This window comes from Gynuella sunshinyii YC6258 (assembly GCF_000940805.1).
GTDB classification, from domain to species: domain Bacteria; phylum Pseudomonadota; class Gammaproteobacteria; order Pseudomonadales; family Natronospirillaceae; genus Gynuella; species Gynuella sunshinyii.
This window is the reverse complement of record NZ_CP007142.1, coordinates 6,294,341-6,317,451: the sequence shown is the minus strand read 5'-3', so window position 1 is coordinate 6,317,451 and position 23,111 is coordinate 6,294,341. Positions and strand designations below refer to the sequence as shown.

Here is a 23,111-nt window from a genome sequence, read left to right as displayed (position 1 = left end):
TCTCCTGGATTGCTGTTGGACAAGTTCTGAGTCCGTTTGTAATGCATTACCCGGCAGCAGCAGGCGTGGTTTGTGGCGTGAACGTCAGAATCACTGTCGTGCCTTGCGTCGGTGTGGCAAAGCTAATGTCGCCGCGCAGCCGTTGTGCCCGCTCCTGCAGAATATTCAGACCATAATGTCCGGGCTTGCGGGCATCCTGTCCCAGGCCGACGCCGTCGTCTGCGATGGTCACTTCCACCTGGTCCTGCTGATTCTGCAGCAATACACGGCAGTGGCTTGCTTTGGCATGTTTAATCACGTTGGACATGCATTCACGAATGATATGGAGCACATGGACTTCTTCATTGGGAGCGAGCTGGTTCTTAAGGTCATAGTACAGCTGGAAATCCGTCGAACTGTATTGATTGAACTCCTCGATGGTGGTCTGCAATGCCTGATGCAATTCCTGGGCTTCGGTTTTGAGCCGGAAAGTGGTAATCAGCTCCCTGAGTTGTTTATAGCTGCTGTTCAGAGCATCGCTGAACTCCTGCAATAACGCCTCTACATCCTGAGCATCATAGGGCTCCCGTAACCGCAGTCTCAGCCGGGTGAGCTGAATCTTCAGATAGGAGAGATTCTGGGCAATGGAGTCGTGCAGTTCCCGGGCAATGATGGCGCGCTCGCTGGCGAGCGCTACCCGGGCCTCATTGGCGGCATGATCAGCCAGCAGGATTGCATTGGCGATAATGTCTGTCATCGTGTTAATGACCTGTATCTGCCAGTCCTCAAAATGTATCGGGTTTGAGCAGGCTACCAGCCCCAGCAGGTGTTCTTTAAAGCGTACCGGGAACAGACTCTGATCGTTGTCCATGACATCAACCGGGCCCTTGGCATTGACACCGGCTCGTTCCAGCGCCGAGAGATAATAACGGACGGAAGGTATATCGTCCTTAAGATCATCCTGACTGAAAAAACGGATTTTGCGTACCCTGGTGGCATCGGCCAGTTGTTGCAGAATACTTGGAACCAGCACCAGTACCTGATCGGGATGCCGGCTGAATGTGCGGCTGGCGTTATACAGCAGTTCCAGCGTTCGGTTGGTACGCTGAATTTCTTTGGTTTTATCCATCACCTTGGTTTCAAGGTCGCCATACAGTTCAGACAGGTCCTGTGCCATGTTATCAAACGTTTCGCTTAACAGGCCCAGTTCATCCTTGGAGTGATAACCCACCTGAGTGGAAAAGTTTCCCAGGCGTAATTGTTCGGCGGCGACGGTCAATTGTTTTAGCGGCATTACGATATTCTGGCGCAGCACGTAGATTAACAAGACGCTGATGATGATGGTCAGACTGATGACAATGGCCTGAACCTGACGCAAGCGTTGAATTTTAATTTCGGAATTGTGTTGAAACTCCCGCACCAGCACATCAATGTGATTCACAAATTCATCTACTTCGTTGAGAAATTGTTTTGGTTGCTGCCCCAGTATCATCGGTTTCAGACGAATCCAGGTATCCAGTACCAGATGATATTGCCGGTAGGTAGAGTGTTTTGAGTTGTCGGGCACAACGTCCGCAAGAGTCTTGGAATAGAGGCTGTTTTCAAATTCGATTGCCAGAGCCGGTAATTGAGATCGCAACTGCGGCTGCTGCAGTCTTGAGGCCATTCTGTGAGATTGCATGCGCAGTGACCCGCTGACGTTAATGGCGGCGGCATCACCTTCGGTAATCTGGGTAACCAGAAGTGAGTAACCCATGCTGACCAGTGCCAGTATCGTGATCAGGGTAAACAGACTGCTTAGCTTAACGACTAAAGAAAGTTTTGGTAACACGATAATCGACACTCTAACCTGAAAATTAGTGATATTGTCAGCCCATACAACACAGAACCTCTGGCTGGCAATACAAAAAGTACGACATCTGATTAATTTTGTAACAGATTGCCTTTTTAGATGCCACCGGCCTAGGTATGATTCAGCATTTGTTAAGGATAGTCCGAAAAGTGTCTGAGGTGGATTTTGTTCTCGGGCTTTCCGGTTCTGGAAGAGCAAAGGTTTGTGCCGTTGCGAAAAAATTACAACAGGAGTATTCACATGGGACAGGAAATTGAGTTGAAACTGGTGTTGTCGAAAGACGACATTCCGCAGTTCCGGCAGCATGAGGTCTTTTCCCGCTATAGTTCCGGATCCAGCACATGGTCATTATCCAATCGTTATTTTGATACCGTTGATCAGGCCTTAACTCAAGCTGGAACGGCACTGCGCATTCGTTGTCAGGGCAATAAATTTATCCAGACAGTCAAAGCGGGGGGAAGTAACATCGCCGGGCTACACCAGCGAACCGAGCATGAATGGCTGCTTGAACACGATGCCCTGGATCTGTCGATGATTCCGTCCGGTTTGATACCGGAGCATGTCAACCCGGCTGAAATTCGCCAGCAATTTGCCACCGATTTCGAGCGGGAGTGCTGGTTGTTGCAACTGGAAGATGGCACTGAAGTGGAAGTGGTGCTTGACCAGGGTGAAGTCAAAGCCGGCCACCAGCGTGATCCTATCTGTGAAGTGGAGTTGGAACTCAAACGTGGTCAGGTTTCTGCGCTGTTTGAGCTGGCCCGTCAGCTTGGTGGCGATATTCCGCTGGTACCGAGTGACATCAGTAAAGCTGAGCGCGGCTATCGGCTGATCAACAACGTAACTGGAGCCTGTGCCAAAGTGCCGGTAGTGAACGCGGACGATACAGTAGAAGCCGCATTTGCCGCCCTGCTTGGTTTTGAGCTGGAAAGTCTTCAGCGTCAATGGGAGGCCTTCCATTTCAGTCAGAACTGGACACACCTGTACAGTTTTCGCAGTACGCTCGGCAATATTCGGACTCATTTCCTGTTGTTCAAAGACATTCTGCCCAGGCCCTGTCTGGAAATACCGTTGGCAACTTTGGGTTGGCTGGAAGACAAGTTCAATCCGATGTTGAACTGGTGGCCAGCCTGTTATGCTCTCAGCCGTCAGGCCAACGACCCGCCACGTACCGCCAGTGAAGCCTTGCAACAGACCAAGGCGCGACATGCTCTTGAACAGTTGCAGGCGCTTGAACAGCAACCTGAATTTGGTTCACGTCTGTTATCCCTGAGTGTCTGGCTGCATGGTCAGCAATGGCGTGATCACTACGACGATGATATGCATCAACGGGCCAGAATCGCCATCAGTGAGTCTATTCTGGAACCCTTACGTCATCAGTGCGCAGCGTTGCACTTGTCTGAATGTGGGGGAAATGCCAGTTACTGGCTGGAGCGTCAGCCTATGGTGCAGGGGTTAAATCACCTTTGTCGTACCCTGGAAGGGATGCTGGGCTGTGAGCTGACCCATATGCGCAATGAACTCAATCATATCGAGGATAATCTGGTGGAACTCAATGCCATGGATGTTGTCTCGCGTCTGGGTGACTGGTTACAGCGGCTGAGCTTTGAAGAAAAGCAGTCCGTCAACAGTTGGGCCCGCACTCAGCCTGTGGTGATGCGTAATCTGAATGTATTGGCGCAGAAGCTGGCAAATGGTATTTAAGTCGTCATGTCCTGGGTAGTCGTCCGGGGCGGAATTGCTGACGATAGCTTTTCGATTTGATTGGCATCAAAACCGCTGCCATTTTTCGCGGGCTCATCAACATGATTGTGTAAAAACGGGGAAACTTCCCCGTTTCTTGCTCTGGCCACTGGCCAATCAACGTGGTTTGGTCCAGCATGTTTTCTTCTTCATTCATCCATGACAGTAACGTTTCTTCTCTATGGTGGTACGACAAAGATCCCTGATCCCGAAAACGGGAAAACTACAACTCCGTTCTCTTATCGATGCGCTGGTCAGCGATGGTATGATTTTCCGCGACGCCGCAGAAAACGCGCTGATCCAGCCGCGAGGCGCTGACTTTTCAGCACAACATCCGATGATCCAGATTGCTGCATTTGACCTCGAATGGAAGAAACGACCGGGTAAAAAACTGTCGCCTGGTGTGCTGGCAGAGTGGCTGAGTGAGCAGACAGGGTTCCCTTACTATCACATTGACCCACTGAAGATCGATGCCAGGGCAGTAACTCAGGTGATGTCATTTGAGTTTGCCAAACGCCAGGGGGTGCTGCCGGTCGAAGTCAACGAACACGAAGTCATCATCGCCACGTGCGAACCGTTTATTCGAGGCTGGGAAGAAACGGTTGAACAGGTTACCCGCAAGAGCGTACGAAAAGTGATTTCATCTGTGGATGATATCCAGCGCTACAGTGTGGAGTTTTTCACACTGGCGAAATCGGTCTCCGGCGCTACCAAAAGTGGCGAGCGGGTCGGTGCCGGGATTGGCAATTTTGAACAGTTGCTGGAACTCGGCAACCTGAAATCCCCTGATGCCAACGATGAAGGCATCATCAATATTGTCGACTGGATTCTCCAGTATGCATTTGATCAGCGGGCCAGTGATATCCATATCGAACCACGTCGCGAACAGGCATTTGTGCGTTTTCGTATCGATGGGGTGTTGCACCTGGCCTATAACATGCCTATACAGGTCGGTATGGCGGTCACCAGCAGGATCAAAATTCTGGGCCGCATGAATGTTGCCGAAAAACGCAAGCCTCAGGACGGGCGTCTGAAGACCAAGAGCCAGGAAGGTGATGAGATCGAATTGCGGCTGTCGACACTGCCAACGGCGTTTGGCGAAAAACTGGTGATGCGGATTTTCGACCCCGAGGTGTTGTTACGACCGTTTGAGCAGCTGGGTTTTCGCGAGGAGGAGCTGGTCCGCTGGCATAAGATGACTGCTCAGCCAAACGGTATCATTTTTGTCACCGGGCCCACGGGCTCCGGTAAAACCACTACGCTCTATTCTACGCTAAAGCAGCTGGCCACCAGCGAAGTAAACGTCTGTACCATTGAAGACCCTATTGAGATGGTGGAGCCGGCATTCAATCAGATGCAGGTACAGCACAATATCGAACTCGACTTTGCCGATGGTGTTAAGGCATTGCTTCGGCAGGACCCTGACATCATCATGATCGGTGAGATTCGTGATCTCGAAACGGCACAAATGGCCATTCAGGCAGCGTTGACCGGTCACCTGGTATTGAGCACCCTGCACACCAACGATGCTCCCACCGCGATCACCCGGTTGCTCGATCTGGGGGTGCCCGGATATCTGATTAAATCGACGGTGCTGGGGGTTATGGCGCAACGGTTGGTACGAACTCTCTGTCCCCATTGCAAGCAAGAAAGTGTGATCAGCAAAGAAGACTGGCAGCAGCTGACCCATCCCTGGAATGCGCCGCCACCGTCCAGAATTTATCGACCGGCTGGTTGCCTGGAATGTCGCAACACCGGCTACCTGGGTCGTAGCGGGTTATATGAAATTTTTCTGCTGACTGAAACGCTGGGCGAATTCATTGCCAATGATGTGGACCTTGTGAAGTTCCGTAATCAGGCTATTAAAGAGGGTATGCACACTCTGCGCTTAAGCGGAGCCAAGAAAGTTGCTGCTGGCCTGACCACACCGGAAGAGGTCATGCGTGTCACTCCCGAATCAAGAATGAAGTAGGTCACAGAAGCGCCAATCACATTTCACCACATTCTGTCTGTTATTAATAGAATGTGTCTGTTGATCATGTTTCTGAATGACACTCTACCCCATCGGGGTGAGTGTTATTCATTCATAAAACGCTGCTCACTGAATAAAACGCATGAAACAGGGAATATTCGTTTTTGCTTCCAGGCGATACCAGATGAGCACAGGACTTAAGAGTTGTTTGCTGTTATTTTTTTTCGTTAGTATGAGTACCAAGACATTATTATAAATGTGTTGGACTTCTAGGAATTCTGATTTCCCCATAGACAGCCAAAACATAGCCGATAACATTGTTAACAAATACAATTAAAATGTTAAAGGAATCCTATGGCGGTAGATCATGTTCGAATCAAAAACACACACACCGGTCAGAATGCTCTAACGTTTATCGGTAAGTATATTCACTTTTTAATGCTCACCACGTTCTTGTTGCTTGTCGGTTTTCAGTCTAATGCCGAACACCAGGAAGTCAGTGATCATGAACTGCTAATCAGATACCAGAGTGAAAGTTTTTGCATCATTCACTATCAGATTAATGATGGTATTCAGCAAAACGTTCAGATGATAAATAAAGGAAACGGAAGTTTCGAATATGTCCTTTCAAATTTATCGTCGGGTGACAGAGTCAGCTACTCTGTTACGTATCAGAAAAATGGTCTGGCCTACGACAGTCAGGGAGAATCGCACGTATTTTCGGGTGGCATCAGTGATGCTGCCGCTGAACCCTATCTCGGGTTTCCTTTCAGTGTTCCTGGTATCGTCGCTGCTGAAAACTATGATAAAGGCGGCGAAGGCGCTTCATATCATGATACCACCAGCGGCAATACCGGTAATGAATACCGTACAGACGATGTCGATATTCAAACATCCTCATTGGGTGGCTTCAACGTTGGCTGGATAAGCCCGGGTGAATGGCTGCAGTACACAGTGAACGTCAAATCCGCCGGCACGTTTGATGTTTCAGCCAATATCGCTACCACTGGAAGTGGTGGCCGTTTTCACTATGAGATATCCGGTGCCACGACCTTAAAATCCGATACGATCAGCTTTTCAGGAACCGGTGACTGGCAGAACTGGAAAGAAACCGCAGCTGTCAGTATCAAACTTAACGCCGGCCTGCATACCATTCGAGTGGTATTTGAGACTGGGGAGTTTAATTTCCATTCTTTTGACATCCGCTCAAGTGCGTATGAGGTGATTGAGGCCGAAGCATACGATGATATGCAGGGAATAGAACGAAACAATGCCGGCATTGGCTATTTTGATGCCGGTGACTGGATCAAATACCAGGCAGTCAATTTTGGCAACCAGGCACGCAGTATTTCCCTGACGGTCGCAAGTGAGTACAGCGATGGGGTTGTGCAACTCAGACTTGATAATCCAACAGGCCCGATGATCGCTCAGTATACGATGACCTCAACAGGTAACTGGGGCAACTATCAATCGCGAAGCTTCAATATTCAACCAACCTCGGGTGTTCACGATCTGTATCTGGTGGGCAAATCAGGCTCCGGCATATTCGATCTGGATAAGTTTAAATTGTCTTCGACGGTGATCGACGACAGCCATCACGACACCACGATAAAAGCCATGTCATTGAATGTGTATGGCTGGGCCACCATGCCTCAGTCTGCTGGTACTTATGCTAACTTGATTCGCTCCCGTGATGTCGATGTGGTTGGTATTCAGGAAGGTGTGCAGGATTGGAGGATTGGCTCCGGCATGCCGACTGACTACAGTAAAGCCGATGCACTGGGAGCGGCACTGGGTTCATGCTGGCAGCAACAATACCAAATATTTATCAATACCTGTAAAGGTAACCGATTGCTGGAGAGCCGGCGCTTTGACATGACGGATGGTCCTAATGCGACTCGTACCGGTGAGTCGGTCAAACTCATTAAAGATGGGTTGGAATATGTGATGTTAACGGTTCATTGGGATCATGAAAGTGCCTCATCCAGAAGGGCCAATGCTTATGAAACTGCAGCAGAAGTCAGACGGTATAGCGCATACCCATCCATTGTGGTTGGTGATTTCAATAGTGATTGCCGTGGTTCGGACGTCAGTACCTTAGCTCTCGAAGCTGGAATGAACCTCATTGGTAATGCCGGCATCGACTGTATTCTGGCAAAAGGATTCGGTGGTAGTTCACAACAGTTTTCTGCTGCCCCTTCTGATCATCCAGGGCTGGATGCTGTTTTAACTGTACAGTGATCATCAGGTTAATCCAGGGACTAATCTGGCCGGGTTACAGATATATCAACAATCACGCCCGGCTCATGCAGCGCTTTGAGCATTAATGATTTCACGAACCTCATCATCTGTTGAAGAAAGGTATTCAAAATGATCAGGATGACTTATTTGAATGCCTGGATTTGGTGAGTCGGGAATCTTAAAGAACGATGCGTGGTTCGTTCAGCCTAAAAGTAAGTCAGATAAGTAAATATAGATGTAGAAATGATCATGCCGGCTATAGGTTTTTAGTTTTTGGACGGCAAACCTGCACACAAAGGAGAAAAAAATGACGATACTCAGCTGGTGTTCTGCCTCAGCAAAGAAAATTATGAAACGGGTTGTACCGGGTGCATTATTGATTCCTGCCATGTTGCTTTCGGCGCATAGTCTGGCAGTTGCACCCTTGTCCGTACAGGGTAACAAAGTACTGGTAGGTGGCTCGGCTCGCAGCCTTGCCGGAAACAGCCTGTTCTGGAGTAATACCGGATGGGGTGGAGATAAATTTTATAATGCCGAAAACGTCAGACGCATGAAACAGGAGTTTGGCGCCACGATAGTACGTGCGGCAATAGGACAAGGCGAAGGTACCGGCGGTCTGGACCAGGACTGGTGGGGAAATATGTCCCGGCTGGATGCCGTTATTCAGGCTGCCATTGATAACGACATGTATGTCATCGTCGATTATCACAGCCACAGAGCGCATGAAAACTGGGATCTGCCACGATCGTTTTTCCAGACAGTTGCCGGAAAATGGGGTGGCTACAACAACGTTATTTATGAACTTTATAATGAACCCAAAGCCGTTTCCTGGGACAACATACTGAAGCCTTACGCCGAAAGTCTCATCGACAGTATTCGCGCAATTGACCCGGACAATCTGATTATCATGGGAACTCCCAACTGGTCTCAGGATGTCGATATCGCTTCTTATAATCGCATCAATCGTCCCAACGTTGCGTACACGTTGCATTTTTACGCTGGTGACCATCAACAATGGCTGCGCGATAAAGCGCAAACTGCACTGAATAACGGTATCGCGCTGTTCGTGACAGAATGGGGTTCTATTAATGCCAATGGCGACGGTGGCGTACACTATGACGAAACATATGCCTGGATGAATTTCCTGAAAGCCAACCACATCAGTCATGCCAACTGGGCGTGGAATGATAAAGCGGAAGGTGCATCTGTTTTCAACAGCAATGGCAGTCTTACCGCCTCCGGCCAACTGACCAAAGATATTGTCAGTAAATGGGGGGATGGTAATGAAGGAAATACCATTAAAGTCGAAGCCGAAAATTTCAGCTACCAGTCGGGTACTGATGTAGAAACAACCACCGACCAGAATGGTGGCCAGAATGTCGGTTGGATCGACACTGGCGACTGGCTGTCTTACCTCAATATTAACGTTCCGAAATCGGGTACCTACCGGGTGTCATTTCGGGTAGCGGCGGCCTCCAGCCAGGGGAGACTTCAACTGGAGCGCGCCGGCGGAGGACACGTCTATGGCAGTGTCCAGATTCCTGTTACCGGAGGCTGGCAGTCCTGGACAACCGTGACAATGGACGTTTACTTATCGGCCGGGATGCAGGACTTCGGTATCGCCGTTCCACAAGGGGGCTGGAATCTGAATTGGTTCAGCCTGACGCCTTTATAAACGGCAATTGATTTGCTTGATAAGTAGTTGCGTGAAGCCCCGATTTCGGGGCTTTTTCCCTCTGATCATCTGTCAGTCATTACCATGAAAACCTGATCAGACAGCCGAAGCCTTTTTGGATTTCAAACAAAGCGATCTTATCGATAAAATGAAGGGTAAGTCGCTGAGTAATATCGGCGAAAAATCCAGAGACTTACACCCAAGGTCGCGTGTGTTTTAATAAATCCCGGCTATATCAGCGATTTGACACTTTTGATAAACAGATCGTTGTTGGCGGCATCCTGATTAATATTCCAGATCATTGCCCCGCCAAACTGAGGGTCCGATTTAATCGCTTCATATTGAGCGGCTATTTTCTGGTAGATATCCGCTGAAGGATCACTTTCGGTAAATATGCTGAAACCGGCACTGATTTTTGCTGCCGGTTCACCGATGACGATCAGTGTTTCATCCGGAACAGACAGTTTCAGATTTCTAAAGCTCGTGGAAATGAATTCGACATTACTCTCTCCCAACATCTTGAGTTCCGGTGATGGGTTGTTATAGGCCTGTACTAACAGATAATCGAATCGTTTGTTATTGATGGCCAGCTGATAATCCTGATAATGCGCCGTAGTCACCAGATAAAGATTGGTCTCGGGAGTTGCCTGATTGATCTGCGGTGCACCGGTGATGATTATATCCGGTGCCTGAGACCGGATAGCTGCGCATAAATTATCAAGATAACTATCGCTGGTATTGATCTCAAGATCAAAGTCGATACCGGTAAATCCATATTGCTTCAGGAACAGAATAATATTAGCCGCCAGCTCATCAACTGCCGCGTTATCGGGTAGATAAGTATTGTTACCTCCACCGAAGGAACAGATGATCTGTCGGGCACCGGCCGCTTTGGCGCCGGCGATGTCTTGGGCAATCTGGTTACCAGAAGGTACGAACTGATTGTCATAGATGGAAACCTGACTGCCATTGATAGTGCCGAATGCCATGACGATAGCGTTATAGCCGTTGCGGGCGGCTTGAGTAAAGGTTATGCCGGGATTGGCCCAGCTTTCGAGATATCCAAATATTAAGGGTTCTTTCATTGTTTTGCTCCCGTATCGATCAGTCAGACTGAACCGAGTGGTGTTGATAATATGTATCATTGCAGAAGCAAATAAAACGCCAGACTCACATTTGTTCCACATACCGCATCGACTCAGCAAGCATAGAACAAGTTGGTGATATTTAAAGTATTCACACCATTCACACGAACGACCTGTTTGCCAAACTGAAAGATGTCATTCTGTCAGCCGGCTGTATCACACCAGAGAAAATCAATGTGATGGCCGATTGCGACCTTCGATTATAAAAACAGCCTGAAATTCTGCCGTTGTGCAGTGGCACAGGCGTTGCTCGATGGGGAAAGTCAGCAAACAATCCAGGAGTGGTCGTGTCATCCTCATCTTCTATAACACCCAGACAACAGGCAATAATGCGCCAGGCACCGGATGAGGTACTGGGTAAGCTGTTTCAGTTGCAACAGCCTGAAGTATCGACGGATGAACGGTTTATATTGATGCAAACCATCCGCAAATGGGCTGGCAGATATCAGCTGACTGAAGCACAGATAACAAAAACAGTTGCGCTGGCCAGATACCTCGGTGACTGGCCCTTGCTTCTCGGGTGGTACCAACAAGGGCTTTGGCAGGCGTCAGCAGTTGAAATCAGTTTGATAGAAGCACAGATGGGATTTTATACACGGGCGCTGAAGCGGCTGGATGGTGATCAGCGGCAAGATGCCCAGGCTGCTCGCAACAGTATTCAACAATGCCTGGATACCTTGCCAATGGCGCAGAGGGAGCTTCGTTGTGATGAGATCAGTCTGACTCCGTTGGCCTATCATCATGTCAGCGATTTTGGCTGGCAGTATGCAGACCCGCAGATTGCCCGCTTATGTAATCTGCCGGCTTTTCAGTCTGCGCAGCATTGGATTGGATGGTTGCACGGCTGCCAGCAGGAAGTGGAGCGCAGGTTATTTGCAGTCATACATGATGAGTATGGATTTGTCGGTTCGGTCAGCATCCTGGTTTATGAGGGGATCGGTTTTTTCTACTACTGGATTGGTAAAGACTTTCAATGCAGAGGGTATGGACCCAAAGCCGTGAGAATACTTATGCGAGTTGCCAGGCAATACCTGAATATGAATTGTTGCTACGCTAAAGTATTCAGTTTTAATGTGTCATCCAATAAAGCAATACGAAAGTTGAATTTTAGAGCGTTGCATTTTCGTGCTTTGCCACCTTCAGAACAAGAAGTTTTCTACTACAGTGGGCCGGTCAAAAGTGAAATCATGCTCTACCATGATCTTGTTAGTCTACTTGATAAAATGAATTCGGGAATTTTGCTTGAACCATTTTCTCCAAAATAGCGGTGTTGATTCAGCCACTGTTTTTACGCGTTGTAGCATTACCGAATTGGCTGAATCTATCCAATATTGCTCACCCGGATGGACGCATTGGGTAAACAGGAAAATCAGTATTTTCCAGGAAAAAATATTTTGTGACAGAATCAAAAAAAATAAGGACGATTTCAAAAGTATTAATAGGGGCTAACCATAAAAATGTGAGTTCATTTACTGAATGAGGAGATCAGATGTGAATTCAAGGTCAGATTTTACAGAGGTCTTCCCTGAGATATTGCCGGGAATAGTCAGTCAAAATCCCATAATGATAAAGTTGGCTGGCTATCTTAAAAAAATATCCGCCAGTGATGGGGCTGTATTTCTTAATGGCGAAACAGGTACCGGCAAAGAGTTATTTGCCAGCGCCATTCATCAACTAAGCGGCCGACTCGGAAAAATTGTCTGTGTGAACTGTGGTGCGATTCCGGAGAGTTTGTTCGAATCATTATTTTTTGGGCATGAAAAGGGATCGTTTACCGGAGCGGACCGGAAACAGCACGGATTTTTTTATCAGGCTAATGAAGGAACATTGTTTCTGGATGAAATAGCCGAGTTGCCTCTGATGCATCAGGCAAAATTGCTACGAGTACTCGAAAGCCGGAAGTTTTCCCGAATAGGCGGCAGTGAAGTGCTTGATTTTACCGGGCGTATTGTCAGTGCATCGCACCAGAGTCTGGAACAATTGGTTGAAGGAAAAGAATTTCGTGAGGATCTGTGGTATCGATTAAACCTGTTTGAAGTGGCGATTCCTTCGTTACATCAACGTCGGGATGATATTCCATTATTGGCGCGATGTTTTGCCATGTCGTCAGGAAGGATTACTTTGGCTCCCTGTGCGCTGCAGTTACTGCAATCATCGGAGTGGCCGGGAAATATTCGTCAGCTAAAGAACACTATCGACAAGCTGGCGGTATTGGCAGATAACCAGTATGTATCTGCGGATACCATTAGACAGCTCGCCATGGTAGCGGAACCGGTTGACTGTGCAACCAGAGTGGCCAAAGAAATTATTGATATGCCGATCACCAACAAACTCAAAACCATTTACGATGCGCTGATTGAGCAGGCCGTTGAGATCAGTCACGGTAATAAGTCAGAAGCAGCCAGGCTGCTGGGAGTTCACCGTAAGGTTATTGAACGGAGAATGGCGCAGATACACATCGTGAGGTAGCAGAATGTCTGAAGATAACAATACCGGGTTCATTCCACAAATTGTGGATGCCGTTCAGTCAGGCCAGACTGACAGTCGGCAACAAGGCATGCAACAGATCAATCAATTGCGCGAGGAAGCCGACGATCTGTTGTTACAGATTATGCTGCAACAACAGGAAAAACTGAGCCTTATGGTACAGCAGTTGCAGAGTCAGAAACGAAAACAACAGCATTCTTCATCCCAGCCGGACACATCTGTACCACCGCAAAAGGATGAAGCAGATGAACGTGATAATGTGTTGGAAGATGTTACAGATCTTCAGACAACAAATCTGGTTCACCTGGATGTTGTGATCGAACGAATCAATCAAACGATGCAAAACAGTCTGAAAATGCCTTTGGCAGATCAGCATAATCATCCGGAGGAAAACGACCATGACTCGACCGGCACTGATGTTTGATGCATATAAAGATGAGCGGGGTAATTACACTTGTGATTCCGTCAGCGAAATTCCGGAAACTGAAACGGAGATACCCGGCAATCGTTACGCCGCAGTTGAATCTCCAGTCATTGAGCCACCACAATGGCTGCTCGATGCCGATCAACTTTTTCGGCAAAGTCTGCAAAGTAATTATAGCGGAGATTATTCGGAATACTTCGTTCAAATGCAGGATCAGTTTGCCAGAATGCACGAGCTGCTGCAGCAGCAAATGGCCCAATATACCGGGAATCATTGACTCGGGAGGACCACTGGATGAGTGTTTCAATCAGTCAGATCGTAGCGGATGCCAATCAGTTTGAGCAACAGCAGCAGGCTTCGTTCAAGCAGTTTATTGAAGTGAGCAAACAACTGAAAGGGGCGGTTGTTACTGCGGCCGATGAGGCTCAAAAACAATGGGACGAAAACTGCGTCCTGGTGCAAAGCGTGGCGGACAGTTCTGCAACAGGTCAATCATCGGTACTGGAGATACTTGAATCTGATTCCGCTTATGTGAAGGGACTGCAAGCGGTCAGCTTATTGATCACGGGGTTTAATAAACCTGAAAAAACAGACGCTTATATGTCCGGGTTTCAAAAGAATGTCGATCAATTGCTGACTGAAGCACAGGCAGGCTTCGAATGAGTGATACAAGTGGTCAGGATGCCAGCAGTGATGATGGCAATTCAGCCCAGGAGCTGATTCAACCTCATGTGAATCAGTCTGTTGCCCTGGCAGTTCAAAGTGCTGCGGACCTGCTCAAAAATATCAATACCATAGAAACCACTGTGATTGGTGTTGCGTCTGCCAGCTGGCTGGCTAATCCGGCGATGGTGGAATATAAGGAAATTATCGAAAGTGCAACCAAGACGATTACGTTTGTTTCTGAAAATCTGATTAAAGTGGGGGAGGCGGGAGCCTCTGTTCTCAAAGATCTGAAACCCTGAAACCACTGATCGTATGGATGATAAATGCCATGAGCGATTTTAACCCGGCTGTTTTCGACCGGTTTAAATTAACCTGACTCCACATGATCAGGTTAACAGTGATTTACTCTGTTAGGAGAAAAATATGAACAACATTTCTTCCGCCGTTGCGCAAAGTATATCGATGGTGAATGCATTGACTGTGGGAATGTCACCCGCCATGGCAATGGGCAGCCAGTATCAAAGTATTGCCTACAACATTGGAATGGCGGCCATGAACCAGGTATTTGCCCAGCAGCAGGCGAATATCAGTTATCAGGCATCCGTCGTAGTCGGTCTGAAGTATGCGTTTGATAGATTCTGATTTTTATCCGCCAATCACTACAACTGCATGGAGATGACAATGAAAGCACAAAATCCCTTGGAGAAGGCCTCCACACAGCAGGCACAGAAAATGGTAAAACAGGGTGATGAACTGTTACAGCACTCGCTATCACTGTTTGCTATCGAGCCATTTCAGCCGGTAAAAATGGCATTCCCAAATGTTATCGGTCAGCCGGAAAAAGCCGTTTCAGCCATTAATGCGCAAAAAATATATGAACAGCAACAAAAGTTATTTAATAGCAGCGAGCCACTGATTAATGATGATCCGGATCCGCAACAGCCGGTTCAGGTAGACGCTAATATTCTGTCAATGTACAAATAACGGGATAACAATAATCAGTGATGAGTGTTTTCTCGCTGCCATATTCCTTATTGCCGGTTGATCGTCTGGAACAACAGTTGGGGGTGAGCATGCGTAATCAGGTGGAGTGCGATTTTCATACCCTTCAGAAACAGCGGCCGCGTATCTATCAGGATCTGCTGAGCTACTGTCTGGCATCCCGACTCCACAGAGTCCGGGAATTTGTGACACAGAGGGATGCCACTTTGTTCTGGCAAACTCTGAAATTAACCAAACAACAAACCTGCTCCGAACTGGTGATTATGACCTGGAAGCGAAGATTGTATATTGGTTATCTTGGTATTCTTCCGGATACGTACGGTTTGTTTGCTCCTCTGGATCCGAAACAAGCCATGATATTTGTGGAGTCGCTGATCCATCAAACACTCGATAATATTCTCGGACTGGCGTTATCTGAAGGTTGTATCGCTTTGGTGACGACACTGATTAATCCAAATCTCGCGCTGATATTCAGACGTTACGGCTTCATTATGGAAAAGTCCGATATAACCGGACTGCCATTGCCGGCAAGATTTCACTATCCCATATCGCTTTGACGATACTGTTTTTTTAGCTTTCCAGGCTGACTCTCAATCGTTTATCCACGTCTACAACATACTACCGGGAAAGAAATAATGAATGCTCTCGTTTCGGGTATTTTCATTCGTATCTTTATTTCCGTTAAAAGCTGGACGGATATCACCCGGCATTTCCAGGTAATGGATGAACCAGGCCAACTCATTTTTGAGCGAACATCTGCCATCAAAATGGCCGCGCTGAAAACCCTATGTTTATCAGTAGCTTAGCCGTACCGATAAAATTTTTAATGTTGGCATGTTATGTGAAAAAGACTATTCAGATCCCGCAAAACGGGGTTTGTTTTTAATACTTCATTTGATAACAGAGGAGGTCTGTTATGTCCGATTCGGTGAATGGCGCGGTAGTCGACTCGATTACGATTGCGAATACCAAAGTTGTTGCCGAAGCGCCAGCGATGGCGATGGGAAGTTTGTATCAAACCATTGGTAATTCGGTGGCAATGGCTGCAGCTAATGCAGTGTATGCGCAGCAACAGGCTAATGTTGCTTATCAAGCGGCGACCACGTTGGGAGTTATGAAGCTGTTTTCTCAAAACGGTTAGTACCCGGTAACCGCAGTCAAATTTCGGGAGAAACATGATGACGCAACCAAGTTCACTCAATGGTGCCGTGGTTGATTCTGTCGCAGCAACAAACGCACAGGTCAATGCAGTCGCTCCGGCGATGGCGATGGGTAGTCTGTATCAGACTATTGGAAATTCTGTAGCGATGGGCGCTGCCAATGCAGTGTATGCGCAGCAGCAGGGATGGATGACTTATCAGTCTACAGGAGTTTTAGGAGTAACAAAGCTGTTTAGTGACAATAAGAGTTAATGTACTAAATTAACAATGATCGAAAAAAACATTTTCAGGAGAAAATACTATGGCTAATGCAACTCAATCCACTCAGCCAACTGAAGTCAACGGTGCCGTTGTAGATGCGGTTACTATCGCCAATACCAAAGTACTGGCAGAAGCGCCGGCGATGGCGATGGGCAGTTTGTATCAAACTATCGGTAACTCTGTTGCCATGGCGGCTGCCAACGCAGTGTATGCACAGCAGCAGGCGAATGTTGGTTATCAGGCTTCCAGCACGCTGGGTGTGACCAAATTGTTTGAGCAAAATAAATAACCCCTGAGTGAGATCAAATTTGGTTTTGACGGGAGGATACCATGAGTGAAGCAACTCAACCGACAGCGGTAAATGGCGCAGTTGTAGATGCGGTTACTATAGCCAATACCAAAGTGCTGGCAGAAGCACCGGCGATGGCAATGGGTAGTTTGTACCAGACTATTGGTAACTCTGTTGCAATGGCTGCAGCGAATGCGGTGTATGCTCAGCAACAGGCCAATGTCAGCTATCAGGCTGCCACTACCCTCGGTGTGACTAAATTGTTTTCACAGAACAAGTAACACCAGGCGACCGATGTGGAAAAACGTCCCTCGGGACGTTTCTCCATAATTATCAGACAGATTTTAATCAAATCTTAACCGTATCGGAGTGATGGTTATGGCAGATAAAGATTACATTAGTGATTCGTCGCAGATAAACGATGAACTTCAGACTCAAAGCAACAAAACGCTGCAAGTGTTGTCCATGGGAGGGTTGGTCAATGCACTGACATTATCGATGCTGAATAATACCTCCAATCAATATGCTTCTCAGACGTTGGCGAATTCTGCAATGGTACAGACGTGTAATAAAATTCTGGGTTCATAATCTGGAATTGAATATATTGACAGAGTATTTACCCTAAACATGTATGGAGAGATATCATGACAACCAATAAGACGCAGGATATTTCCAACTGTCTCAGCGCTCCATTTAATGATATGGATGGAAGATCGCCGGGAAAATGGTCGTTATGTTACAACCAGAATCAAAACCAGTTGAGCATGTCCATCAATCTGGCTCCGCCGATCACTTCGATTGAATCTACAACGTTGCAGTCCACCATTGATACCGATGGTCTGAAGGATATGATTCAATTTCTATATCAGGTGAACATGGCCATGCAACAGAAAAAAGATAAGCAGAGTTCATGAATCGCGATTGGAATTTACCAGGGTAATTGAATCATGGAGCATGCAGCGAGGGGGCGATGATGTCCGAAACAGACAAAAAACCGGAAGACCGGGAAACGAACACTGCTGATGAAGAAAACCATTTTGAGGGTGTCAGTCCACTGGAGGCAGCGGCGGCAGCCGTGGCACAGTCCATTGCATTCTCCGCTCAGAATGAGGTGGATGGTTTCAAAAGCCAGAGTACAATCGATATGGTGGTAATAGGGAGTGCTTACGCCAAGTGGTTGCAGAATCCGGGTATGGGCGAAGAGTTCAATAAAATTATCGGCAGCGTTCGAACGGACGAATGGACTGTTCCAAATGATCGCCAAAACAAAATTATAGAAGGCAGCACACTTGTGAGTGCCAAGTTGGGACGGCAAATATTCAATCAATATTTTGATCTGAAAAAGTAGGCCGTTCAGTGAGCATTGCAACGATGTATTTCAAATCGTGACCATGTCGTTGTTCGTGGCTGTTCTCTGCCATATGCTGATGAAGACGGATAGCGACTCTACAGTTCCGCCTTCATCCGGTTTTCATGTTTACTACCTGCCGTGAATACATTCCTACAGACTCGAACGCAGCAGTCACTCAACACAAATTGTGCGCATTCAAAGATTTTATAATAACCCGGCGAGTATTTTTGTCGGATTAATCGTATCCCTGGATATTATGGGTTCTCATCTGACGTCTTATCCGTCCTGGATGCTACCGCTGAGTGTTGTGTGAATGAGTCAACCAGTTGTTTTTGTTGTTCGACTCTGTCTTGCAAGGTTTTTTCCAGCTCGTCGAGATCAACTGCGTTTCCGGTGGCCTTGCGGACATCTGCTGGAGACATTTCTGTCAACCATTGTTCTGGCTGCCAGTACCAGCCAAAACGATCAAATCGGGTTGTGGTGTCAAACGTGCGATGTGACATGGTGACTATAAAAACATGATGGGATGTGAGTCAGTATCAGAGTTGTCCTCGTCAGGCGTTTCGCGATCACGAACCGGCCACGGAATTGGCAGTACCGGTACCTGATGCAGCAGATGCCGATAAAACCGTTCACTCCAGTTCATGACCCGTTCGAGGTTCAGTAATTGGTCCTGTCGTGCGTGATATTCCTGCTGATAGTCAAACCAGTGTTTAGCCGCTTCCGGGTCCGGGGCGGCGATAAACAGGTTCGTCGCGCCACTGGTCACGATCGGATAAAGCGCCGCAGCCTGTTGTAGCGTGGTTTTGAGTTTTACCGGCAACGATACTTTTAGTCGTTCCGCCAGCAGACACAGTTTCTTTATGGCATTCGACCAATGATCGATGAATGCATCATCTGGAAGAGGATCCTGGTAGCTGTTTTGCCTGGCAAAGGTCACGATGTCGTCGATGTAACGGTTGAGGGTGAGGAAGCCGGGATCATCGTGCCTGCCTTCACTGATATTATCATCGGACGCGTCACGATGACCGCTGCAGAGATCTGTTGGATCAGAATCCGGCAACCAGTTTTCCCAGTTCTGCTGGATTTCCAGAGCTGACAACCCTTCGCCTTGCCGGCTCAGCCAGCAATAGTAGCGGTTGAATATCTGCATCAGCTCATCGCAGGGAGGCTGGTTGCCTGGCGTCTGGTTTAATCGCGCCGTTATCTCCAGAACCTGGCTGAACTGGTGGCTCAGCTGATCGATCACCACTGCGGCAATAGCCAGACCGTGTGCCTGTAATTGAGCGAGTGCGGCCGTTTTCGACCATGCTGTCAGGTTGTGACGGTCGCGCAGAGCCGGATCGTTGTCATGGCACTGTTTTATGACCGTCAGAGTATGCAGGTAATCAAACGTCATATTGTCCTCTTTTTTGGCCCGCGGTACTGGCAGAAATGCGCCATCGTTGGCGGTAAACCTGGTTCGCCACCGCGGGTAATCGGATTTACAAAAACCACGCGATAAACATGCCATCATTCATCATGCTGATCCTGTTTGCGCAGTTGCAGAGGGCTGTGATGATAAAAAGCCTTAAACGTGGTCGAGAAATTGGCCTGATCTGAATATCCGACCTGATTGGAGATTTCCTGAATATTCATATCTGTGGTCAGTAGCAACTCTCTGGCTTTTTCCATGCGTTTCTTTCGCAGCCAACTGGAGACGCCCATGTTCAGTTGTTGTTTGAAGGCGAGTGACAGTGTGTTTTTATTGGTGTGCATGACTTTGCAAATGGACGATAACGTATGTGTCTTATCCAGATTTCTGAACAGGTAGTCGCAGGTACTTTGAATTAACTGCTGCTGTTTGATGATGCTGGCGGTGGATAGTGAGGGGGCGGCATGAATGGCATCCAGCGGAAAGGGAGATGAGCAGATCGCTAACGACATTAAAATGTGCTGGCAGATCATCACCAGCGGATCAACTTGTTCGCCTGACAGTTCACCAACGATTCTGATGGTGGTTGTGAGCAGGTTGACGATCAGTGAGGTGTGATGTTGTTGTTCCAGCGTGTGTTGCCCAGTGTGGAAATCTTCCTCACAACCGACGATCAGTGCTGAAGTTTTTTTGTGCCTCTCATTAAGAAATCAGACATGGAATCATAGACTTCATGATGAAAAACATTACCGATATGACGCCATACTTTATCGACCAGGGGTGATCCGGAAATGATAAAGGTGACCAGTGACGTGTGCCTGTACATAGATATTCTCCAGTAATGGTTGTCGTGAAAATAATGGATTCAATAAAACGGTTTTTATGATTTTTATGGTATTCGTCGTTTTTGATGAATAGCCGGTTGTTATTGTTTTGTCTGGAAATTCATTCATGGATTGACCGCTTCTGATTGTTGCAGAAATGTCCGCTGAAGATGGAAAAATACCTGCATTTGGTAATTATCATACTTCAATGACGTATTCTGTCTGTCATGGGGTGTCTGACAGTAAGATTGCAACCAGAACAATTCACCTGTGACAGCTATAGTAAGCAAGCTGACAGGTCAATACAGAATTAGTACAGGAGGCTGATTTGCCGTGTTCGATAAACCAACAAACAGCCGTTGTGATACTCAAGAAATCATGTACCTGCTGATTTCGGATAAGCTACGAAAACAGGGTCATCAAGTGTCTGACGGTTGTCTCAGGTGATGGGCTTGCGGTGATGGCTGAAATCATTGCCACGCCATCGGCACCTGCCTGATGGGCGGCTTTGATGCGGTCACCCTGAATGCCACCGATGGCCACTAACGGTTGCGGAATCAGTTTGCGCCAATAACTCAGGCCCTCGATACCCTGCGGCTGCCAGGGCATGATTTTGGACGTGGTCGGATAGATTGGACCGCTGGCAATGTAGGAAGGCTTCAGACTTCTGGCCCGGGCCACTTCATAATGACAATGACTGCTGATGCCAAGACGCAGCCCGGCGGCCCTGATCTGAGCAAGGTTGGCATCGCTCAGGTCCTCCTGGCCCAGGTGCACACCGTAGGCTTTATGTTCTATGGCCAGTTGCCAGTAGTCATTGATGAACAGCCGACAATCGCTGTTACGGCAGAGTGCGATTGCCTGACGGATCTGTGGCTCTACCAGTGCGAGCGGTTGATCCTTGATACGTAACTGAATGGTCCGGATTCCAAGGGGCAGCAGTCGTTCAATCCAGCGGACATCATCGACTACCGGGTACAGGCCAAGATCGCGACCACATTCCGGAAATGGACTGACCGTAGCTTCGGAATAGTGGTCGAACAGTTCCGGCAGATCCTGCGGATGATCGGGAAAATGATCGATCCGGACCGGACCGGCCTGCTGTGTCAGACCATAACTCTGACGCAGACCCTGACTGATGGCCATCCTGCCGATCACCACAGCATCCGCAAGGGAGTACCCGAGGGCCAGGGCCGAGGCAATAGCGGTTGATAGCAGGCAACCGGTAGCACGTTGATTGCTGGCGTTGGATCGGGTTGTCCGCAACCAGAAAGCGCGTTGCTGATCGACATAATAGTCGCAACAGAACGGACCATTCATGTGCCCTCCTTTGAGCAGGACGGCCTGAATGCCGAATTCCAGGAGCTGTTTTGCCGCAGTGACCATGTCGTCCGGTGTCAGAATCCGGCTATCGCATAAGCGTTCGGCTTCCGGAATGTTTGGCGTGATCAGGGTGACCTGAGGTAACAACGTTTGACGCAGCCCGGCCAGTACTTGTGCATCGTAGAAATCTCCGCCCAGAGTGGCCGTCAATACCGGATCGAGAACCACCGGCCGTTGCTGTTGGGCCAGCCAGTCAGCGGTTAGCGAGAGCTGACGGACATGGCCAGGGACACCGATTTTAATGGCCTGTATTGGTGCCCCGTCGTGGCTGTGCAGCTGGCTGATAAAGCTGTCGTCCGGAACCGGATTGAGGTCCAGCAGGCCATGGTGATTCTGACTGCTGGTTGCGGTCACCACCGTGCGGGCGTGAACGTTCAGCGCGCTGGCACAGCGGATATCCATATTCAGGCCGGCGATGCCGCTGCTGTCGGTGGCGGCCAGACATAATATCTGCGGTTGCATTTAAGGCTCCTGATGCCAGAAGGGACGGTCTATGGCCGGTGTTGAGGGATGGGCAACGTCCTGTTCGGCCATCGGTCCGGCGGTTCTCGCCAGCCGACCGGCTTCAATGCCGTGGGCAAAGGCATTGGCCATGGTGATCGGGTCATGACTCTGGGCCACGGCGGTATTGAGCAGAATGCCGTCATAGCCCAGTTCCATGGCCTGAGCTGCATGGGATGGCACGCCAATACCGGCATCGACAATCAACGTGATGTCCGCAAAGCGCTGTCGCAGCATGGTCAGCGCATACGGATTCAGCAATCCTTTGCCAGTACCAATGGGAGCGGCCCAGGGCATCAGAATCCGGCAACCGAGATTCACCAGGCGCTCGGCCAGTGCGAGATCATCAGTGCAATATGGAAACACCTCAAAGCCCTGAGCAATGAGTTCTTTGGCCGCTTCCACCAGCGCAAATGGATCCGGATTGAGCTGATACTCGCTGCCCAGCACTTCCAGTTTGATCCAGTGGGTGTCGAACAACTCTCTGGCGATCATGGCCGTCTCGATGGCCTCGCGGGCAGAATAACAGTGAGCGGTATTGGGCAGCAGGTGCAGTTTCAGCTGCGACAACAGCTGCCAGAACTGATCGCCGCCGCGTTCACGAGGATTCTGCCGTTTGATGGAAATGGTCGCCACTTGTGCACCGCTGGCGCGAATGGCGTCGATCATGATCTCCGGTGACGGGTAGCGGGCTGTGCCAATGAGTAAGTGACTGTCCAGGGTTTTATCTGCCAGTTGCCACATA

Annotated in this window: 29 protein-coding genes; 21 read left to right on the top strand and 8 right to left on the bottom strand. The window is 48.5% G+C overall.

Features of this window, described 5'->3' with window-relative positions:
* Nucleotides 1–46: 46 nt before the first annotated feature.
* Complete coding sequence (locus YC6258_RS26160) at nt 47–1,810, bottom strand: histidine kinase (protein ID WP_169749038.1); 1,764 nt, start codon at nt 1,808–1,810, stop codon at nt 47–49.
* 261 nt (nt 1,811–2,071) lie between these two features.
* Here YC6258_RS26160 and YC6258_RS26155 point away from each other — a divergent pair, with 261 nt between their 5' ends.
* Nucleotides 2,072–3,532 carry a CYTH domain-containing protein gene (locus YC6258_RS26155; RefSeq protein ID WP_044619476.1) on the top strand — a complete coding sequence of 487 codons (1,461 nt, stop codon included), beginning with the start codon at nt 2,072–2,074 and terminating at the stop codon, nt 3,530–3,532.
* Between the two features lie 4 nt (nt 3,533–3,536).
* On the opposite strand, the gene YC6258_RS26150 is transcribed toward YC6258_RS26155, so the two are convergent.
* Entirely contained in the window at nt 3,537–3,728 is a 192-nt protein-coding gene (locus YC6258_RS26150; RefSeq protein WP_044619475.1) for a hypothetical protein, read from the bottom strand.
* Between the two features lie 24 nt (nt 3,729–3,752).
* Here YC6258_RS26150 and tfpB point away from each other — a divergent pair, with 24 nt between their 5' ends.
* From tfpB to YC6258_RS26130, 3 genes are all read left to right on the top strand, one after another.
* Complete coding sequence (gene tfpB, locus YC6258_RS26145) at nt 3,753–5,543, top strand: type IV pilus assembly ATPase TfpB (RefSeq protein ID WP_044619474.1); 1,791 nt, start codon at nt 3,753–3,755, stop codon at nt 5,541–5,543.
* 354 nt (nt 5,544–5,897) lie between these two features.
* Nucleotides 5,898–7,784 carry a carbohydrate-binding protein gene (locus tag YC6258_RS26135; protein ID WP_044619472.1) on the top strand — a complete coding sequence of 629 codons (1,887 nt, stop codon included), beginning with the start codon at nt 5,898–5,900 and terminating at the stop codon, nt 7,782–7,784.
* A gap of 307 nt (nt 7,785–8,091) precedes the next feature.
* Nucleotides 8,092–9,459, top strand: a complete 1,368-nt coding sequence (locus YC6258_RS26130; RefSeq protein WP_052830603.1) for a cellulase family glycosylhydrolase — start codon at nt 8,092–8,094, stop codon at nt 9,457–9,459.
* Between the two features lie 230 nt (nt 9,460–9,689).
* Here the strand turns inward: YC6258_RS26130 and YC6258_RS26125 are convergent, their stop codons facing one another.
* On the bottom strand, nt 9,690–10,544 hold the full coding sequence (locus YC6258_RS26125; RefSeq protein ID WP_169749037.1) for a glycosyl hydrolase family 18 protein: 855 nt from the start codon (nt 10,542–10,544) through the stop codon (nt 9,690–9,692).
* 347 nt (nt 10,545–10,891) lie between these two features.
* On the opposite strand from YC6258_RS26125, the gene YC6258_RS26120 reads away from it, so the two are divergent.
* From YC6258_RS26120 to YC6258_RS26045, 17 genes are all read left to right on the top strand, one after another.
* The gene (locus tag YC6258_RS26120; RefSeq protein ID WP_144407751.1) at nt 10,892–11,869 is read left to right on the top strand and encodes a GNAT family N-acetyltransferase; all 978 of its coding nucleotides are present in this window, start codon (nt 10,892–10,894) and stop codon (nt 11,867–11,869) included.
* A gap of 226 nt (nt 11,870–12,095) precedes the next feature.
* Nucleotides 12,096–13,073, top strand: a complete 978-nt coding sequence (locus YC6258_RS26115; protein WP_169749036.1) for a sigma 54-interacting transcriptional regulator — start codon at nt 12,096–12,098, stop codon at nt 13,071–13,073.
* A gap of 4 nt (nt 13,074–13,077) precedes the next feature.
* The gene (locus tag YC6258_RS26110; protein WP_052830601.1) at nt 13,078–13,515 is read left to right on the top strand and encodes a hypothetical protein; all 438 of its coding nucleotides are present in this window, start codon (nt 13,078–13,080) and stop codon (nt 13,513–13,515) included.
* Nucleotides 13,490–13,792: a hypothetical protein gene (locus tag YC6258_RS26105; protein WP_052830600.1), complete on the top strand. Its 303-nt coding sequence runs from the start codon at nt 13,490–13,492 to the stop codon at nt 13,790–13,792. The genes YC6258_RS26110 and YC6258_RS26105 overlap by 26 nt, the downstream gene beginning before the upstream one ends.
* A gap of 17 nt (nt 13,793–13,809) precedes the next feature.
* Nucleotides 13,810–14,178: a hypothetical protein gene (locus YC6258_RS26100; protein WP_044619467.1), complete on the top strand. Its 369-nt coding sequence runs from the start codon at nt 13,810–13,812 to the stop codon at nt 14,176–14,178.
* Nucleotides 14,175–14,480, top strand: a complete 306-nt coding sequence (locus YC6258_RS26095; protein WP_052830599.1) for a hypothetical protein — start codon at nt 14,175–14,177, stop codon at nt 14,478–14,480. The genes YC6258_RS26100 and YC6258_RS26095 overlap by 4 nt, the downstream gene beginning before the upstream one ends.
* A gap of 124 nt (nt 14,481–14,604) precedes the next feature.
* The gene (locus YC6258_RS26090) at nt 14,605–14,823 is read left to right on the top strand and encodes a RebB family R body protein (protein WP_044619466.1); all 219 of its coding nucleotides are present in this window, start codon (nt 14,605–14,607) and stop codon (nt 14,821–14,823) included.
* Nucleotides 14,824–14,862: 39 nt separating this feature from the next.
* Nucleotides 14,863–15,165: a hypothetical protein gene (locus YC6258_RS26085; protein ID WP_044619465.1), complete on the top strand. Its 303-nt coding sequence runs from the start codon at nt 14,863–14,865 to the stop codon at nt 15,163–15,165.
* A gap of 20 nt (nt 15,166–15,185) precedes the next feature.
* Complete coding sequence (locus YC6258_RS26080) at nt 15,186–15,740, top strand: hypothetical protein (protein ID WP_044619464.1); 555 nt, start codon at nt 15,186–15,188, stop codon at nt 15,738–15,740.
* A gap of 78 nt (nt 15,741–15,818) precedes the next feature.
* Nucleotides 15,819–15,989, top strand: a complete 171-nt coding sequence (locus tag YC6258_RS30455) for a hypothetical protein (protein ID WP_169749035.1) — start codon at nt 15,819–15,821, stop codon at nt 15,987–15,989.
* Between the two features lie 110 nt (nt 15,990–16,099).
* A complete protein-coding gene (locus YC6258_RS26075) occupies nt 16,100–16,324 on the top strand; it encodes a RebB family R body protein (RefSeq protein WP_044619463.1) in 225 nt (74 codons plus the stop codon).
* A 34-nt stretch (nt 16,325–16,358) separates the two neighbouring features.
* On the top strand, nt 16,359–16,595 hold the full coding sequence (locus YC6258_RS26070) for a RebB family R body protein (RefSeq protein WP_211264591.1): 237 nt from the start codon (nt 16,359–16,361) through the stop codon (nt 16,593–16,595).
* A 49-nt stretch (nt 16,596–16,644) separates the two neighbouring features.
* A complete protein-coding gene (locus YC6258_RS26065) occupies nt 16,645–16,893 on the top strand; it encodes a RebB family R body protein (RefSeq protein ID WP_044619461.1) in 249 nt (82 codons plus the stop codon).
* A 41-nt stretch (nt 16,894–16,934) separates the two neighbouring features.
* Nucleotides 16,935–17,174 carry a RebB family R body protein gene (locus YC6258_RS26060; protein WP_044619460.1) on the top strand — a complete coding sequence of 80 codons (240 nt, stop codon included), beginning with the start codon at nt 16,935–16,937 and terminating at the stop codon, nt 17,172–17,174.
* Between the two features lie 97 nt (nt 17,175–17,271).
* Complete coding sequence (locus YC6258_RS26055; RefSeq protein ID WP_044619459.1) at nt 17,272–17,481, top strand: hypothetical protein; 210 nt, start codon at nt 17,272–17,274, stop codon at nt 17,479–17,481.
* A 56-nt stretch (nt 17,482–17,537) separates the two neighbouring features.
* Entirely contained in the window at nt 17,538–17,807 is a 270-nt protein-coding gene (locus YC6258_RS26050; RefSeq protein WP_044619458.1) for a hypothetical protein, read from the top strand.
* Nucleotides 17,808–17,866: 59 nt separating this feature from the next.
* Complete coding sequence (locus YC6258_RS26045; RefSeq protein WP_169749034.1) at nt 17,867–18,241, top strand: hypothetical protein; 375 nt, start codon at nt 17,867–17,869, stop codon at nt 18,239–18,241.
* A gap of 257 nt (nt 18,242–18,498) precedes the next feature.
* Here YC6258_RS26045 and YC6258_RS26040 read toward each other — a convergent pair whose 3' ends face one another.
* The 5 genes from YC6258_RS26040 to YC6258_RS26020 form a co-directional block, all read right to left on the bottom strand.
* Entirely contained in the window at nt 18,499–18,747 is a 249-nt protein-coding gene (locus YC6258_RS26040) for a hypothetical protein (RefSeq protein ID WP_044619456.1), read from the bottom strand.
* 5 nt (nt 18,748–18,752) lie between these two features.
* Nucleotides 18,753–19,643 (bottom strand): hypothetical protein, encoded by an 891-nt coding sequence (locus YC6258_RS26035; RefSeq protein WP_144407750.1) that lies wholly within the window; start codon nt 19,641–19,643, stop codon nt 18,753–18,755.
* A gap of 113 nt (nt 19,644–19,756) precedes the next feature.
* Nucleotides 19,757–20,170 carry a helix-turn-helix domain-containing protein gene (locus YC6258_RS26030; RefSeq protein ID WP_169749033.1) on the bottom strand — a complete coding sequence of 138 codons (414 nt, stop codon included), beginning with the start codon at nt 20,168–20,170 and terminating at the stop codon, nt 19,757–19,759.
* A 714-nt stretch (nt 20,171–20,884) separates the two neighbouring features.
* Complete coding sequence (gene thiE / locus YC6258_RS31105) at nt 20,885–22,327, bottom strand: thiamine phosphate synthase (protein ID WP_044619454.1); 1,443 nt, start codon at nt 22,325–22,327, stop codon at nt 20,885–20,887.
* Nucleotides 22,328–23,110 (bottom strand): thiazole synthase, encoded by a 783-nt coding sequence (locus tag YC6258_RS26020; protein WP_044619453.1) that lies wholly within the window; start codon nt 23,108–23,110, stop codon nt 22,328–22,330.
* Nucleotide 23,111: the final 1 nt, after the last annotated feature.